Annotated in this window: 12 protein-coding genes and 1 pseudogene; 3 read left to right on the top strand and 10 right to left on the bottom strand. The window is 63.8% G+C overall.

What is annotated here, in order from left to right; translation table 11 throughout:
• Window positions 1–425: 425 nt before the first annotated feature.
• Window positions 426–2,879, top strand: coding sequence for a phosphoenolpyruvate synthase (gene ppsA, locus CCR96_RS23890; protein WP_201224621.1), 2,454 nt, complete (start codon window positions 426–428; stop codon window positions 2,877–2,879).
• Window positions 2,880–2,954: 75 nt separating this feature from the next.
• Here ppsA and CCR96_RS23885 read toward each other — a convergent pair whose 3' ends face one another.
• The 4 genes and pseudogenes from CCR96_RS23885 to CCR96_RS23870 all read right to left on the bottom strand — a co-directional run bounded on the left by CCR96_RS23885 (window position 2,955) and on the right by CCR96_RS23870 (window position 8,289).
• Window positions 2,955–3,236 (bottom strand): hypothetical protein, encoded by a 282-nt coding sequence (locus CCR96_RS23885; RefSeq protein ID WP_200244525.1) that lies wholly within the window; start codon window positions 3,234–3,236, stop codon window positions 2,955–2,957.
• A gap of 329 nt (window positions 3,237–3,565) precedes the next feature.
• Window positions 3,566–4,538: pseudogene (locus CCR96_RS25240) on the bottom strand (Rpn family recombination-promoting nuclease/putative transposase).
• 130 nt (window positions 4,539–4,668) lie between these two features.
• Window positions 4,669–7,683 (bottom strand): transketolase, encoded by a 3,015-nt coding sequence (locus tag CCR96_RS23875; RefSeq protein ID WP_201224594.1) that lies wholly within the window; start codon window positions 7,681–7,683, stop codon window positions 4,669–4,671.
• 51 nt (window positions 7,684–7,734) lie between these two features.
• Window positions 7,735–8,289: a superoxide dismutase family protein gene (locus CCR96_RS23870; protein WP_201224586.1), complete on the bottom strand. Its 555-nt coding sequence runs from the start codon at window positions 8,287–8,289 to the stop codon at window positions 7,735–7,737.
• Window positions 8,290–8,653: 364 nt separating this feature from the next.
• On the opposite strand from CCR96_RS23870, the gene CCR96_RS23865 reads away from it, so the two are divergent.
• Window positions 8,654–9,022: a SpoIIAA family protein gene (locus CCR96_RS23865; protein ID WP_201224584.1), complete on the top strand. Its 369-nt coding sequence runs from the start codon at window positions 8,654–8,656 to the stop codon at window positions 9,020–9,022.
• Between the two features lie 83 nt (window positions 9,023–9,105).
• On the opposite strand, the gene CCR96_RS23860 is transcribed toward CCR96_RS23865, so the two are convergent.
• The 3 genes from CCR96_RS23860 to CCR96_RS23850 are packed head-to-tail and all read right to left on the bottom strand — an operon-like array spanning window position 9,106 to window position 13,501.
• Window positions 9,106–12,180: a type I restriction endonuclease subunit R gene (locus CCR96_RS23860; RefSeq protein WP_201224577.1), complete on the bottom strand. Its 3,075-nt coding sequence runs from the start codon at window positions 12,178–12,180 to the stop codon at window positions 9,106–9,108.
• A complete protein-coding gene (locus tag CCR96_RS23855) occupies window positions 12,180–12,347 on the bottom strand; it encodes a DUF4411 family protein (RefSeq protein ID WP_201224562.1) in 168 nt (55 codons plus the stop codon). The genes CCR96_RS23860 and CCR96_RS23855 overlap by 1 nt, the downstream gene beginning before the upstream one ends.
• Window positions 12,344–13,501 carry an XRE family transcriptional regulator gene (locus CCR96_RS23850; protein ID WP_201224560.1) on the bottom strand — a complete coding sequence of 386 codons (1,158 nt, stop codon included), beginning with the start codon at window positions 13,499–13,501 and terminating at the stop codon, window positions 12,344–12,346. Before CCR96_RS23850 ends, CCR96_RS23855 begins: the two co-directional genes overlap by 4 nt.
• Before the next feature lie 206 nt (window positions 13,502–13,707).
• On the opposite strand from CCR96_RS23850, the gene CCR96_RS23845 reads away from it, so the two are divergent.
• Complete coding sequence (locus tag CCR96_RS23845; RefSeq protein WP_201224558.1) at window positions 13,708–14,013, top strand: addiction module antidote protein; 306 nt, start codon at window positions 13,708–13,710, stop codon at window positions 14,011–14,013.
• Between the two features lie 92 nt (window positions 14,014–14,105).
• Here CCR96_RS23845 and CCR96_RS23840 read toward each other — a convergent pair whose 3' ends face one another.
• The 3 genes from CCR96_RS23840 to CCR96_RS25705 are packed head-to-tail and all read right to left on the bottom strand — an operon-like array spanning window position 14,106 to window position 15,082.
• The gene (locus tag CCR96_RS23840; RefSeq protein ID WP_201224556.1) at window positions 14,106–14,465 is read right to left on the bottom strand and encodes a HigA family addiction module antitoxin; all 360 of its coding nucleotides are present in this window, start codon (window positions 14,463–14,465) and stop codon (window positions 14,106–14,108) included.
• A 57-nt stretch (window positions 14,466–14,522) separates the two neighbouring features.
• A complete protein-coding gene (locus CCR96_RS23835) occupies window positions 14,523–14,741 on the bottom strand; it encodes a hypothetical protein (protein ID WP_201224554.1) in 219 nt (72 codons plus the stop codon).
• Window positions 14,742–14,785: 44 nt separating this feature from the next.
• Window positions 14,786–15,082 carry an AbrB/MazE/SpoVT family DNA-binding domain-containing protein gene (locus tag CCR96_RS25705; RefSeq protein WP_201224552.1) on the bottom strand — a complete coding sequence of 99 codons (297 nt, stop codon included), beginning with the start codon at window positions 15,080–15,082 and terminating at the stop codon, window positions 14,786–14,788.
• Window positions 15,083–15,091: the final 9 nt, after the last annotated feature.

Genomic DNA, 15,091 nt, shown 5'->3' with positions numbered 1-15,091 from the left:
ACTGAGCCTGCGCCAAGAAGATCGTGCTCTGTTCTCGATCGTCATCGCGGCACCTTGATGATCATCTCAGATGATCACCTCGGATGGTCATCTCGCTCGGTCTTCATGTGTTGAGGGCGATATCCCCCGCGCCTGGTGTATTTCCACAACGCGATTCCCCACCGTTTGAGCAGACCAACACCGAAGGGACCAGCGACGGGTCGGTTGCCGGGCTTGCCTGTGGCCGCATCACCTTGGCATCGCACGGCTCAACCGTTGGCACAAGAGCTGCTTGCGATTGGGCAAACCCTTGATTCACCCCGTTTGTGCGCCCGTGACTAAACCCCTTAAAGAGAAGCCGCGTTGCGGCCTTCAGGGTGGCGGTGTTGGGCAAGCAAGATAACGGCCACCTTCGGCTGGAGACCCTAATGAACGACGGCAGGCTGATCGCTTGGCTTGATGATCTCGGCAACGATGATGTCGCCCTTGTGGGCGGCAAGAACGCCTCGCTCGGCGAGATGATTCGCCATCTCGGCGCCGAAGGCGTACGCGTGCCGGGCGGTTTTGCGACGACCGCGCAGGCCTATCGGCAATTCCTGGCCGAGAACGCGCTGGAGCCGCGCATCCGCGAGCTGGCCCAAGCCTTTGAGCAGGGTGAGCGCCCGCTCAGCGAAGTCGGCGAGCAGATCCGCGCCCTCTTCCTCGACGCCGAGATCCCGGCGGCCTTGGCCGATGCCGTTCGTCACGCTTACCAGGCGCTGGCGGAGCAGACCGGGCGCGATGAGCCCGATGTCGCGGTGCGCTCGAGCGCGACCGCCGAGGATCTGCCCGAGGCCAGCTTCGCCGGTCAACAGGAGACCTTCCTCAACATCCGCGGCGCCGATGCCCTGCTCAATGCCATCCGGCGCTGCTTCGCCTCGCTGTTCACCGATCGCGCCATCTCGTATCGCCAGGACAACGGCTTCGATCAGCTGCAGGTGGCGCTCTCGGTCGGGGTGCAGCAGATGGTGCGCGCCGACAGTGGCAGCTCCGGGGTGATGTTCAGCATCGACACCGACACCGGCTTCCCGCGGGCGGTGCTGATCAACGGCGCCTGGGGACTCGGCGAGACGGTGGTCCAGGGCATCGTCGATCCAGACGAATACCTGGTCTTCAAGCCGCTCTTGGATGATCCATCACTGAGGCCAATCATCGCCCGCCAGCCGGGTGGCAAGGCGCAGAAGATGGTCTATGCCGATAGCCAGGCCAATACCCAGGCCAATACCCAGACCGACAGCCAGGCCGGCATGAGCGCCGACACCCAGGCCGACACCAGCGCTGAAGACCCGACCCGGCTCGTGGAGACCAGCGAGGACGAGCAGCGGGCACTGGTGCTGAGCGACGACGAGGTCTTGTCGCTGGCACGCTGGGCGGTGACCATCGAGGACCACTATGGCAAACCCATGGACATGGAATGGGCCAAAGATGGCGAGACCGGCGAGCTGTTCATCGTCCAGGCGCGACCCGAGACCGTGCACTCGCAGCGCACCGAAGGCCTGCTCAAGACCTATCGGCTCGAGGCCAGCCGCGACGAGGCCGGCGAACCGCTGGTCAGTGGCACGGCAATTGGCGACGCCATCGCCGCTGGCAAGGTGTTCCGGCTCGATGACCCCGGCGAGAACGAGCGCTTCGAGGACGGCGGCGTGCTGGTCACCGAGATGACCGATCCGGACTGGGTGCCGATCATGCGCCGCGCCGCCGCCATCGTCACCGACCACGGCGGGCGCACCTCGCATGCTGCCATCGTCAGCCGCGAGCTGGGTCTGCCGGCGATCGTCGGCACCGGCCATGGCACCGAACGGCTCGCCGACGGCGACGAGGTCACGGTGTCCTGCGCCAGCGGCGAGACCGGGCGCGTCTATGCCGGGCGCATTCCGTTCGAGGCCGAGGAGATCAGCCTCGAGGACATCCCGAAGACAGGCGCCAAGATCATGCTGAACATGGCCAACCCGGCGGCCGCGCTGCGCTGGTGGCAGCTGCCGAGCGATGGCGTCGGCCTGGCCCGGATGGAGTTCATCGTCAATCAGCACATCAAGATCCACCCGATGGCGCTGATCCATCCGGAGGCGGTGGAGGATGAGGACGCGAACAAGCAGATCGCCGCGCTGACCGCTGGCTGGGACGACCCGCAGGCGTACTTCGTCGATCATCTGGCGCGTGGTATTGCCCGGATCGCGGCAGGCAGTCATCCGCAGCCGGTCATCGTGCGCATGAGCGACTTCAAGACTAACGAGTATGCGGATCTGATCGGCGGCCGCGCCTTCGAGCCGGTCGAGGCCAATCCGATGCTCGGCTGGCGGGGCGCCAGTCGCTATTACAGCGACGCGTACCGGGAGGGCTTCGCGCTGGAATGCCGGGCGATCCGTAAGGCCCGCGAAGAGCTTGGCTTTGACAACATCCTGGTGATGATCCCCTTCTGCCGCACACCGCTGGAAGCCGACCGGGTGCTCGAGGTCATGGCCGAAGAAGGCTTGCAGCGCGGCGAGCGCGGACTCGAGATCACTGTGATGTGCGAGATCCCGGCGAACGTGATTTTAGCCCGCGACTTCGCCGCCCGCTTCGATGGCTTCTCGATCGGCAGCAATGACCTGACTCAGCTCGTGCTCGGGGTCGATCGGGACTCCGACCGCCTAGCGCATCTGTTCGACGAGCGCAACGATGCGGTGCGCCAGATGATCAGCTCGGTGATCGGCGAGGCCCACGAGCGCGAGCGCAAGGTCGGGCTCTGCGGCCAGGCGCCGAGCGATCACCCGGACTTCGCCGCCTTCCTGGTGCGCGCCGGAATCGATTCGATCTCGGTCAACCCGGACAGCTTCCTCTCGGTCAAGCAAGCCGTCGCCGAGATCGAGCATGCAGGTTAAGTTGGACAAGGTGGGCGCCGCCCACTCGGGCGTCGCGGCGGCTCGTCGGATCGGCCAGCCGCCGTAGTCGCCACCCTAGTCGATGACGCCACTTTGGATCATCCGCGCGCGGCAGTCTCTGAGCTCGCGCTGCAGCGCGGCCAGCTCTCGCATCAGTCGTCCGGCGCTCAGCTCCGCCTGCACACGGGCGCGCTGTAGCTCGCTGAGACGATGGCGAACGGCCGAGACGGATTCGTCGAGTCGCTCCGCGCGGCACTGATCGAGCTGAACGACCTTGGCCTTTGATCCCGTCTGCAGCTGTCTGCCCGTCGCCTGATCGTCATTGGCGCCGCGCACGGCGGATGCGGTTTTTCTCATAATCTTGACTCCTCGAGCATCGGACGAATCGAATTCCCAGGGACGTTCAGCCCCGTGCCGCTGCGGATCAAGCAACTCTCGGTCCAACCCTGGACCCAACCGATTCGACCCATCACCCTTGGCCTCAGCATCCCTCAGACTAACCGACAAGAGCGGCAAATGAACCCGGTCTGGCTGATAACGCCCAACGGAGAACGCCAGCGATCACTAGACCCGCACTCAGGCGGCGACGGCCAGCGCCTCGCGCTCGATCTGCTGACCTGAGATCCGATGCTGCTTGATCAGCGCCGTCCAGAGGATTGTTGCCACATGGCCCTTGGAGACTCAGGTCACCGCTCGTCCGCCGAACGCCGCAGTTGCGCCTTGAGACGCTCAAGCTCGGCCAGAGCGACTTCCTTGGCGGCCCGTTCTTGCTCTTTGTCTGCGCGCTCTTGCTCAAGCTCCATCCGCGCCTGCTCGGCCGCCTGGCGCTCGCGCTCGGCCGCCTGACGCTCGCGCTCGGCCGCCTGACGCTCGCGCTCAGCGGTCTGTTGTGCCTGCACGGTCGCCTGGCGTTCGCGCTCGGCTGCCTGGCGCTCGCGCTCGGCCGCCTGGCGCTCGGCCTCGATCTCAGCCCGGCGCTCGTCCAGCTCTTGCTGGATACTCATCTGCTGGCGTAGATAATTCTGCCGTGCTTGGTATGCATGGTAGGCGCGGTCTTTCTCGGAAAAGCGTTCTAGGGTGCTCATCGCTTGCCTCATCTCGGGGGTCTGCATCCAAACGGGGAGCGCATCGCTATCGAGGCGGGCGCCTTCTTTGAAGAATTTGAGCCAACGCTCTTGCTCGGTATTGACCCGCTCGGCGTGGAATTTGTTCAGCTCTAAGAGCCAGATGCCGCCGTGCTCGATCAGACTGCAACCTTGGGCATCGCGCAGGCGGAAGTCGTGTAGGTAACCGTCGCGGTCGGGGAGCAGGTCTTCGGCGAGCAGCCAGATGGTATAGGTGGGCTTGAGCTTGCTGTAGGACTCGCCACTGCTGAGCTGCGAGCTGTAGAGGTCGGCCCACCCATAGCTGATACGAGCCGGCAGATCGCGATAGCTCAGCAGTTGGATCTCGATCTGGTGCAAGCCACCCTGGCCATCGCGGGCCTTGACGTCAACGATGCTGAGCTTATCGTCGAGGAATTCGCGCTCGTTGTAGGGGTTGAGGATCTCGACGCTGCTCACGGGCGCGGGCAGCTCCGATCAGCAACGCGCGATTGGATTCCGCACCGAGCAGGGCCTTGAAGACGCAGTCGATTTTGGGGTCGATGGGGTGGCGCATGCGTTTAGTCTAGCAGGGCACCGGAAACAGGGGCTACACTCGAAGCGGAGCAGGCGCGCGGTCTCCGGCGTCGCCGGTAGCTGCTCGGCACTCACCTGCACTCACTCGCACTCACCTGCACGCCCCGCACTCAGGCGGCGATGGCCAGCGCCTCGCGCTCGATCTGCTGACCTGAGATCCGGTGGCGCTCCATCAGATCCTCCGGCGAGCCGGAGCGCGGCTCGCCGCTGACGCCGAGCTGGAACACCCGACCGAGCCGGCCGACCTGCGCCGCAACCGCATCGCCGAGTCCGCCGTCGCGATGATGATCCTCGATCACCAACAGGGTCCCGGTCTCCTCGGCGGCCCGCTGCAGGGTCGCCACATCCAGCGGCTTCACCGAGTAGGCATCGATCACCCGCGTGCACATCCCCTGCTCACGGAGCCGTGCGCTCGCCTCCAGCGCAGTGTGGACCGTGATGCCGGCGGCCACCAGCGTGAGCCGGTCCTGGGTCGATTCGGCCAGGGTCTTGCTGCCGCCGATCTCGAAGCGCTCGTCTGAGCGATAGAGCACCGGCGTCTTACCGCGCGTGGTGCGCAGATAAACGATACCCTCATGCTCGAGTCCGGCCTCGGTCAAACGCTCGGCACTGACCGCATCGGCGGGATAGAGCACCGTGGTGCCATTGAGCGCGCGGAACATCGCGATGTCCTCGAGCCCCATCTGCGAGGGTCCGTCCTCGCCGATCGAGATGCCGGCATGGCTGCCACAGATCAGCATGCGCGGTTGTTGCGAATGGGCCGCCATGCGGATGATGTCGTGCGCCCGGGTGAGAAAGGCGGCGAAGGTGGCGACGCAAGGCCGCTTGCCGCTGGCGGAGAGACCGAGCGCCGCCCCGAGCATGTTCTGCTCAGCGATCTGCGCCTCGATGAAGCGCTCAGGATAGGTCTTGGCAAACTCCTGGGTCTTGGTCGAGTTCTTCACGTCGCCATCGAGCACCACAAGATCCGGGAACCGGCTACCGAGCTTCTGCAGTGCAGCGCCGAAGGCGGCGCGGGTCGCGACCTCCTCACCGAGCTCATACTCGACCTTGAGCGGCAGGCCGCTCTCTTGTTGCGCGCGCTCCGAGGCGACCTGGGCCATGGTCGCAACCGTCGGCTCAGCATGCGGCACCCGGCGCGGCTCCACCAACATCCGCAGGTCGGGCTCGTTGATCTCAGCGAGCGCCTCTGCCAGCTGATCCTCATCCAGGGCCTTGCCGTGCCAGCCTTCCGCGCCTTCGAGGAACGAGATGCCCTTGCCCTTGACGGTGCGGGCGATGATCGCCGTCGGTCCCGGCTGGCGAGCGGCCTTCAGCGCTGGCAGGATGGCACCGAAATCGTGGCCGTCGATCTCCAGCGTGCGCCAGCCGAAGGCGCGGAAGCGTCCAGCCAGCACCGAGGTGTCATGACCATAAGGGGCAGGACCGCTTTGCTCCAGGCCGTTGGCATCGACGATGGCAACGATCTGCTCCAGGTGCTGGTCAGCCGCGAACTGGGCGGCCTCCCAAACCGACCCCTCCGAGCACTCACCGTCGCCGAGCAGGCAGAACAGACGCGCACTGATGCCGTCCAGCCGGTCCGCCAAGGCCATGCCATTGACCGCGGAAAGACCCTGGCCCAAGGAGCCGGTCGCGACCGGAATCCAAGGGTTGCGCGGCGTCGGATGGCCCTCGAGGTCACTGTCGATCTGCCGCAGGGTCAGTGGATCGGTCTCGATGGCGCCGGCCTCCGACAGCGCTGCCCAGAGGATGGGTGCCGCATGGCCCTTGGAGAGCAGGAAGCGATCCTGATCGCGGGCACCGGGCGCGTTCGGGTCCCAGCGCATCTCGTGGAAGAACAGGGCCGTGACCAGATCAGCACAAGACAGCGCCGAGGTCGCATGGCCCGAGCCGGCGCGACTGGTCATGCGCAGCACCTCAGCACGCAGCCGGCTCGCCTCACCCACCAAGGGCGTCGCGCGCTCGGCCTCCTCTATGGACTCCTGCCTGTGCTCGATGCGCTCGGCGAGCCGTTGCATCAGCTGATCATAGGGGTCGATGAACTTCTGCACACCTTCGGCCACCAGCTGATGGGTGATGGCATCGAAGTCGATCTCAAGCCTGCGCTGCAGGCGCTCGAGCAGCTCCGCTGCCTCGACCATGCCGGGCGCTGAGCCTTCGATCCAGCCGTGGTCATCGACGGCCGCGGCGGTCGCCTCCGGCATCGTCGAGATGGTCTCCGGCAGGATCAGCGACTCAACGTAATGGGTGTCCGACAGGCTTGGGTCTTTGGTGCCGGTGCTGGCCCAGACCAACCGCTGCGGTCGCGCGCCGGCCTTGGCCAGGCGCTGCCAGCGCTCACTTTCACCGACCTCGCGATAACGGGCATAGGCGAACTGGGCGTTGGCGACGGCGGTGCGTCCGAGCAAGGCTTCGGCCTCGGCAACAATTCGCGCATCGACCTGCGGGTCGATGCGCTGGCGCAGCTCGCGGTCGACGGCGGTGTCGATCCGGCTCAGGAAGAAGCTGGCGACCGAGGCGACGCTGTGGAGATCCTTGCCGTCGCGCAGCCGCTGCTCCATCGCACGCAGATAGGTTTGCAGGGTCTCCTCGTAGGCATCGCGGCCGAACAGCAGGGTGATGTTGACGTTGATCCCATCGACCAATAGGGTCTCGACCGCATGCAGCCCCTGCGGCGTGCCCGGCACCTTGATGAACAGGTTCGGGCGACCGACTCGGTCCCACAGCTCGCGCGCCTGGCGCAGCGTCGCGAGCGGATCGTAGGCCAGGTGCGGCGAGACCTCGAGGCTGACGAAGCCATCGAGTCCGTCGGTTGCCTCATGGATCGGCATCAATAGGTCGCAGGCATCCCGGACATCGTCGGTGGCCAGCTGTTCGTAGACCGCCTCGGCGGCCACCGAGCCGTCGCGCGCAAGGGTCTCGACCGCAATCCCGATGCGATCGTCATAGCTTGGCGAGTCCGCCATGGCCTTGCGGAAGATGGCTGGATTGGAGGTGATCCCAGACAGGCCCTGCTCGCGGATGCGCGATTCGAGCTGGCCGTTGTCGAGCATGTCACGTGACAGGCTATCGAGCCAGAAGCGCTGGCCGTGATCGTTGAGCTTGGCGAGTTGCTGATTCGGCATGACGGAATCTCCTCAATGATTGGCACAGGGTGTCGCACTTAAGTGTCGCGCTTAAGTGTCACGCTTCTTGATCACACCGCGAGCGATGCGTGGTCCGGCCGCGCCCGACGGCTGCGAGTTGTAATCGTCGGCGCCCTTGTGGATCACCAGGGCGGCTCCGTCGCGATCAAAGAGCTGCTTGTCCATGTCTGAGACGCGGGTCATCACCTCGATCTCGAGCCGACCGTTGTCAGGGACGTGGATGTTGGGCATGTCACCGAGATGGGGGCCATCTTCGACCAGATAGCCATGGGCATTGGCCTCCTCGGCGGTGAGATGACCGCCCGCGGAATCAAAGGGCGGCTCGCAGGCACCGGTCTCGTGGATATGGAAGGCATGCACGCCCGCCGGTAGTCCACCGAGGCGCGCGTGCAATAACACGCCATTCGGGGTCTCGCTTAGCAGCACCGCGCCAACGGTGTTGCCGTTTTGGTCCTGCATCAGGCTCTCGCCCAAGGTCGGTTCAGCAGCGAGTGGCAGGCTCAGCGCGGCGCCGAGCAAGCCTGTCGGGACGGCAAGCCAAGTCTTGCGGCGGATACGCGGGATGGTGGAATGGGTGGAGGGCATCAGGAAGTCTCCGTGTCGGTTCGTGAATGCGGGCTACTCATCAGCCGCCTTTGCGGTCACGAACTGCACAGCAAACTTGATACCAGAACCAATCTCCCTCTAGGTTTAACAATTTCCCTGCCTATCCAGAGCGAAACCATCCCCGTAGCCATCGCTGATATCCACCATCGACGGGTGGTATTGGCCCACGACTGATCAGCCACGATGAGCTTAAAACCCAGATCCAATCTCGTGGTCGTTAGCTGGCCCGCTTTTTGCATTTCACTCTGGAGCAGGTTCGGCGCGGCATGGGTCGCGGGGCTCGCCCCCTTCGGCGTGCATTGACTGGTCACTCCCCTCACCCGTTCAATCAGAGATCATCACCATGATCGACGTCCACGAACACCCGAACAGCAACATCGTTGAGATAACAATCTCAGGCTCCGTCACCGCACAGGAGTTCGACAACGCGCTGGCAACCTTCAAGGCTGCCATCGAGCGTCACGGCCGCATCCGCGTACTGGAGACCGTTGGCGAGCTGGACACCCCACCGATCCCATGGAACAAGCTCTGGGATGACGTCAAATTCAGCTTCGAGCACCTGAGCGATATCACCCATGTCGCCGTGGTGGCCGATCAGGGCTGGATTGGCGCCTACGTCAACATGCTGAATCCGATGATGAAGGCCGAGCTCAAGCACTTCAAACGCCCCGAGCTGGAGGTCGCTCGGAGCTGGCTGGCCCAGGCGGTCTAGTCATTCAGGGCTAGTCGTTCAGGGATGGCGTCCCCTGACAGGGAGGCGCATCGACAAGGTAGGGACTCAGCGGTGCAAACACTCTAAACCTCCCTGACACTTTCAAAGATCTCGCGGGCCAAGTGCTCACGCGCCGCAGAGCGAAACGCGGTATCCGTCATCACGCGATTGAAGATCTCCTCGTTGCCCTCCATGCGCGCAATGAACAGCTCGTCGAGGGAGCGATCCAGGTAGGCGGCGAAGTTGGTGAAGTTGTTGGCGCGGGCAGCCTCGCTGATGGTCTCGTTCATCTCCGCGGAGGCGCGTATCTGGTCGAAGAACAGCTGATCGGCCTCGTTGAAGTCGGTGCCGAAGCGCTCGTTGAGGCGGTCGATCAGGCTCGACAGCGGCACGGCTTCGTCCTTGATGCCGCCGGTACCCACATCGGTCGGCCCCTTCAAGGGATAGGCCGCCCCCTCCCCCAGATCGATCGAGCCCTCGGTCATCTGCTGCAGACGGAAGAAGCGCAGCGCGACCTCGTCATCCAGCACGAAGGCTTGGCCGTCTCCGCGCGCTGGAAGCTTGGCGAGCAGATTTCGCACGAACGCATACAGCCGTTCGAGGTCGCTATCCTGGTAGGGGATAATCTGTGACAGGAAGGCGTAGAGGTTGCGGTAGGCCGTCAATTGACCGCGGAACTGCTCGCGGTCTTCGTCCTCTCGATCCTGGAAGCGTTGCACCACCGCATCGAGCACGGCATGCATCGCCTGATGGTCGCGCGCTGAGTGATCGCGCTTGGGCCGATACCAAATCGCGGCGAAGGCGCTGACATCCGCTGCCGTGAAGATGGCCCACTCGAGCAGCCGGTGTTGCAGCTCAGAGAGACGGTGCGGATCGGCGTTCTCGCCAATCGGTGTCGTCTCGTAGTAGGGCTTGAAGGCGCGATAGATGTCATCCTCCTGGTTGATGAAATCGAGCACGAAGGTGCGCGACTTGCCAGGCGCGATGCGATTGAGTCGGGACAGGGTCTGCACGGCTTGCACGCCGGACAGGCGCTTGACCACATACATCGTCTGCAGCAGCGGCTGATCGAAGCCGGTCTGGTATTTCTCGGCCACCAGCAGCACCCGGTAATCGTCGCGCTCGAAGGTCTCTGGCAGCTCGCGTTCGGCAAGTCCGTCGTTCATCGCCACCTCGGTATAGGACGCGCCAGGATCGTCCGGGTCCTCGACCGTGCCGGAGAAGGCCACCAGCGAACGAATGCCGCTGTAGCCCTGATCCTGGATGTAGCGATCGAAGGCGCGCTTGTATCGCACCGCGGCCAAGCGTGAGCCGGTCACGACCATCGCCTTGGCACGCCCGCCGAGCTCGTGCAGCACGAAACGCCGGAAATGCTCGACGATCACCGTGACGATCTGCGCGATGTTGACCGGATGCAGCTCCAAAAAGCCCGAGAGCGCCTTGGCGGCCTTGCGGCGCGGGACCTCGGGATCATCCTCGATCTGCTTGATCAGGCCATAGAAGCGCTGATAAGTGGTGTAGTGAGCGAGCACATCGAGGATGAAACCCTCTTCGATGGCTTGGCGCATGCTGTATTCATGGAAGGGTGGCGCGCCGGTCGGGCCAGGCTCATCGAATAGGGCGAGGGTCTTGAACTTGGGCGTCGCGGTGAAGGCGAAGAAGCTCAGGTTCGGCTGGCGGCCGCGTTTCAGCGCCTCGCGCAGGCTGGCGATCTTGGCCTCATTGGAGAGGTCGTTGTCTTCCTCCTCCTCGGCCTCCTCATCGAGAAACTGGGCGGCAATGACGGCCTCGATGCCATCCTTGTTGAGCATGCCCTTGAGCGCGACAGCGGTCTCGCCGCTCTGCGACGAATGCGCCTCATCGACGATGACCGCAAAGCGCTTGCCGACAGTGTCGATCTGCACGCCGGCCCCTTGCTTCTCCAGCGTTGAGAGCGCCTGCGCGATGAAGGGAAACTTCTGGATGGTGGTGATAACGATGGGCGTACCCTGAGACAGGGCGCGGGCGAGCTGTTGGCTGTCCTCGTCGATCTTCTCGACCACGCCTGTCTTGTGCTCGAACTGGTAGATGGTCGCCTGTAATTGCTGATCGAGCACCCGGCGGTCGGTGACCACGACGACCGAGTGGAAGACCTTTTCATCCTGTGCGTCGTGCAGGGTAGCGAGACGATGCGCCAGCCAGGCGATGGTGTTGGACTTGCCGGAGCCGGCCGAGTGTTTGATCAGGTAGTTGTGGCCCGAGCCATGGGCCTTGGCATGGGCAACCAGCGTGCGCACCGCGTCGCGCTGCTGATAGCGCGGAAAGATCAGGGTCTCCTTGCGCAAGCTGCGGGTGCCCTTGTCGGTCTTGATCAGCGTCTCCTTCACTTCCAGGTGCATAAAGCGCTGCAGGATCTCGAGCAGGCTGTCGGCTTGCAGCACCTCGTCCCAGAGGTAGTGCGTCTTCCAATGGCCCTCCACCGGTGGGTTGCCGGCACCCTGCGCATGGCCGCGGTTGAAGGGCAGGAAGTGCGTGTCCTTGCCGTTGAGTCGGGTCGTCATCCAGACCTCGTCCGGATCAACCGCGAAATGCACCAGGGCGCGCTTCTTGAACGCAAACAGCAGATCGCGCGCATCGCGCTCCTGTTGGTATTGCCGGATCGCATCGGCGGCGCGCTGGCCCGTCAGCGGATTCTTCAGCTCGGCGGTGGCAACCGGGAGACCGTTGACGGCGAGGGTCAGGTCGATGATGCAGCGGCGATGCTGGCCGTCGGGCCGCTTCAGCACGGAGGTGAAGCCGACTTGGCGCGTGATGGTCAGCCGGTTCTTCGCATATTGCGCCGCCGCCTCTGGGTTCATGCGCGTGTTGGGCTGGAAATAGGCCATGCGTAAGGTCTTGCCGTAGCACTTGAACCCATGGCGCAAGACGTGCAGCGTGCCTTTGAGGTCAAGCTCCTTGCTCAGACTGGAGAGGATGGTGGTGGCGGTCTTTGGGCCGAGCAGTGCCTCCAGCGCTGTCCACTTGGACGGTTGGCTGTCTTGCAGGAAGCCGGTGATGTCTTCAGGAAAGAGCGCGAGGGTTTCGTCGTAGGCGCTGTGGCTGCGGGCCAGATAGCCGCCGGAGCCGGTCAGCTCGGCCTCGATGGCAGTCTCAAAGGCGGCCTCATCATGCCCAGGCATCAGCTCTCCCTCGCAAAGTCATAACGCACCTGCAATGACTTCAACATGGCAAAGGCGTCGTGGAAACGCACGCCGAACTGATTGCACACATCGGGCAACAGGATGCGGCTACGCGCCTCGGGCCGGGGCTGCTCGTTGGTCGATGACGAAGTCGGCACTGGCGTCATGGCAGCTCCACGCCAAGACGGCGTGCGTACTCTTGGAAGGTGCCGCCATGCAACCCGGTCAAGTCATAGGCATCCTTGAACCCGATCCGCCCCTCCTTGGCCGCGCGCATGACCTGGATAGCAAACAGCCGGCCCACCCGCAGGTTCTGGCTGTTGTAGAAGCTGCCGCCCCCGATGCCCTGGGTTCTCTGCTTCTTCTCGCGCTGGACGTAAGCATCGTAGAAGTCGAAGAACGCCGCACGATCCGTCAGCCCTAGGTCCATGGCCCGGCGCCCGATCACGATGGGGCTAACCTTGAATGCGCTCGCGAGGGACTCGAAGGGCGACGCATCACGCTTCACCTGCGGCCACAGCGCTCGAAGCTCGGCCGCCGGGACGAGAAACTCAGCTGCGGCTTGGTCGCAAAAGGTCTCCACGCGACCGCCATCCGGAAAGATGCCGGGGAAACCGGACAGCCCCGCCCCTTCGGCACCGAGCCAGAGGTGAGCCAGTTCATGGGCCAGTGTGAACATCTGGGCCGACTTGGCATCCGCGCCGTTGACGAAGATCAGCGGGGCCAGGTCATCAGTCAGTGCCAAGCCACGGAACTCCTCGACGTTCAGCCGGCGGTGGGTGTCGTTGCCGACAATGCCGTTGATCACCGCAATGACCCCTTGCCCCTCGATGGCACCGCGCAGGGCGCTCACAGCCTCCAGCCAGGATCGCACCTGCGCCGCCCAACCGTCACCGAGTCCGAACAGCCGGCGCATCTCTTGCCCGATCGCCTCCGGGTCGTCCGACAAGCGGGCGCTGCCAACGAAAGCACGCGGCTCCGCATCGCAATCCAGCCGCTCCTCGCGCAGCCACGCCTGACGGCGCTGCATGGCGTAGATGGTGTCCAGAAGATCCGGACTGACTGCGCCCGGCTGCCGGTTGCGCAGCGTGCGGAAGTCCGAGATTGGCATCGGCAGGTCCGGCGGCTCTGGCAGGAACAGGAATCCGAAGGGTACGTGGGTGACCTTGGCGAATGCCTCCAGTTGGTTGAAGGTCGGCGACAAGTCGCCGCGCTCCCAGGCGGCGAGCTTCGGGAACCGACCGTTGAGGTCTTCGACGTGCAGACCGGCGCGCTCACGTGCCCAGCGCAGCAGGTCGGGACTGATGGATACCTGCGTCATTGCGGAACCTTGGTGTCGATGTTCAGCCTACTCAAATCAATCTAGCGCTCTAGCGTCTGACCCTGCACTTCGTCAAAATGATCGTCGCGAATGGAAGGATCGGCCTTCAGTTGCCGGTTTCTTTCGATATGCGGGTCGGGATTCGCGTTCTGCAGACCGATATCGCCAAAGCCATCGCTTTGGCATCCATTCTGGAGGATTGAGTCATGAGCGAGAAGATCCGCATTGCTGATCTGCCTGAGTTCGACATCACCGAGCACCTGGAAGACGATCAGGCCATCGCTGAGTATCTCACCATTGTCTTGGAGGAAAACGACCCGTCACTGTTGGCTGCAGCCATGGGCGATATCGTCCGCGCACGCGGCATGACCGAGATCGCCAAGGCGAGTGGCATCGCGCGCGAAACCCTCGACAAGGAATTGCGGCCCGAGTCGCAGCCGCGTTTCGATACCATCAACCGTGTCTGTCATGCGCTAGGCGTCAAGCTGGTGGCGCAGCGGATCGAGGCTTGATGTCCTGAGTCTGACGCCCATGAGAAGCCGGTACATCCCAAGGCAACGCTGTGGCTGGCCATGCCGGACCCTCGAATCGTTTTTCAGGCGCGTTATGGCTGCGGATTGAGGTGATGCGGAAAGGGTTGTATCCGCTCCAGAATAGTGCCCAACCGCTGGCGGGCTTTGGCCGCGTCATAATCAGCCTGTAGCCCCACCCAAAAACCGTCGCTCATGCCAAAGACACGCGACAGACGCAGCCCGGTATCGGCGCTGATCGTTTGGCGACCCGCGATAATGTCCTCGATCTGCGGATGCGGCACCCCGATCGCTTGCGCTAGGCGCTCGGAGCTGATGCCCAGTGGCTCCAGGAACTCGCGTGCCAACACTTCACCCGGCGGCACCGGGGCCAGATCGCCAGCGGCAACATCGGAGAAATCCATGCGGCTCAAGTCTTCCACGGCGATCGTCATTGTTGAATGCTCCCAGGGGTTTCCTTGTCGGCAAAGCTCCTGATCACCTTATGATGCCTATCGCTGGGGCATGTCGTCTTCACACAGCGTTCGGCTCGCAACCTGACCTGTGTCGTCAACTAACTCTTCGACGATACGACCATCGCGCCAAGCGACCAAGACACCTGTGCTCGCCCGAGCGCGTTGGCGCGCCTTGTCCGCAGCTCGCCGCATCGCTGTCAACGCCGCCTGAAAATCGTCTTTCTGGCTGATGTGCTCATCGCTGATGTTCGCCATAGCGGTTGCTCTGTTCCAGGAGTACGGGAGTGATGCCTGAACTGTCATACCTCGCCCAGGCATCGACGATGGGACGGTCGCGAGCGAGCAGGTTGGTATCGAGCCCGATCACGGTTGAACCAACGAGGCGGGATCGAGGTCGGCGGGCACTGCGGGGCGCTTGCTTTCAGCATGCCAAATCCGGTTGCTGGCGGCTCGCCGTCGGTTGGTTCAACGCGCATTTCTAGGTGGTCATCGACCAGGTCGAAGCGGACACGGCTGCCCTGGCCGATTCCCAGTCGTTGCCGCAGGTCTTGCGGGATCTGGACCTGCCCCAGTTCATTGACGGTCGCAGCTGGCATCAGTGGTCT

The sequence above is a fragment of the Halochromatium roseum genome (assembly GCF_016653315.1).
Classification (GTDB): domain Bacteria; phylum Pseudomonadota; class Gammaproteobacteria; order Chromatiales; family Chromatiaceae; genus Lamprobacter; species Lamprobacter roseus.
This window is presented reverse-complemented; position numbering and strand designations above follow the sequence as displayed.

Bases quoted from the DNA above. Each gene is read 5' to 3' on its own strand.
- CCR96_RS23885 (WP_200244525.1), bottom strand. From the start codon at position 3,236: ATGAGAAAAACCGCATCCGCCGTGCGCGGCGCCAATGACGATCAGGCG.
- CCR96_RS23875 (WP_201224594.1), bottom strand. From the start codon at position 7,683: ATGCCGAATCAGCAACTCGCCAAGCTCAACGATCACGGCCAGCGCTTC.
- CCR96_RS23870 (WP_201224586.1), bottom strand. From the start codon at position 8,289: ATGCCCTCCACCCATTCCACCATCCCGCGTATCCGCCGCAAGACTTGG.
- CCR96_RS23865 (WP_201224584.1), top strand. From the start codon at position 8,654: ATGATCGACGTCCACGAACACCCGAACAGCAACATCGTTGAGATAACA.
- CCR96_RS23860 (WP_201224577.1), bottom strand. From the start codon at position 12,180: ATGCCTGGGCATGATGAGGCCGCCTTTGAGACTGCCATCGAGGCCGAG.
- CCR96_RS23855 (WP_201224562.1), bottom strand. From the start codon at position 12,347: ATGACGCCAGTGCCGACTTCGTCATCGACCAACGAGCAGCCCCGGCCC.
- CCR96_RS23850 (WP_201224560.1), bottom strand. From the start codon at position 13,501: ATGACGCAGGTATCCATCAGTCCCGACCTGCTGCGCTGGGCACGTGAG.
- CCR96_RS23845 (WP_201224558.1), top strand. From the start codon at position 13,708: ATGAGCGAGAAGATCCGCATTGCTGATCTGCCTGAGTTCGACATCACC.
- CCR96_RS23840 (WP_201224556.1), bottom strand. From the start codon at position 14,465: ATGACGATCGCCGTGGAAGACTTGAGCCGCATGGATTTCTCCGATGTT.
- CCR96_RS23835 (WP_201224554.1), bottom strand. From the start codon at position 14,741: ATGGCGAACATCAGCGATGAGCACATCAGCCAGAAAGACGATTTTCAG.
- CCR96_RS25705 (WP_201224552.1), bottom strand. From the start codon at position 15,082: ATGCCAGCTGCGACCGTCAATGAACTGGGGCAGGTCCAGATCCCGCAA.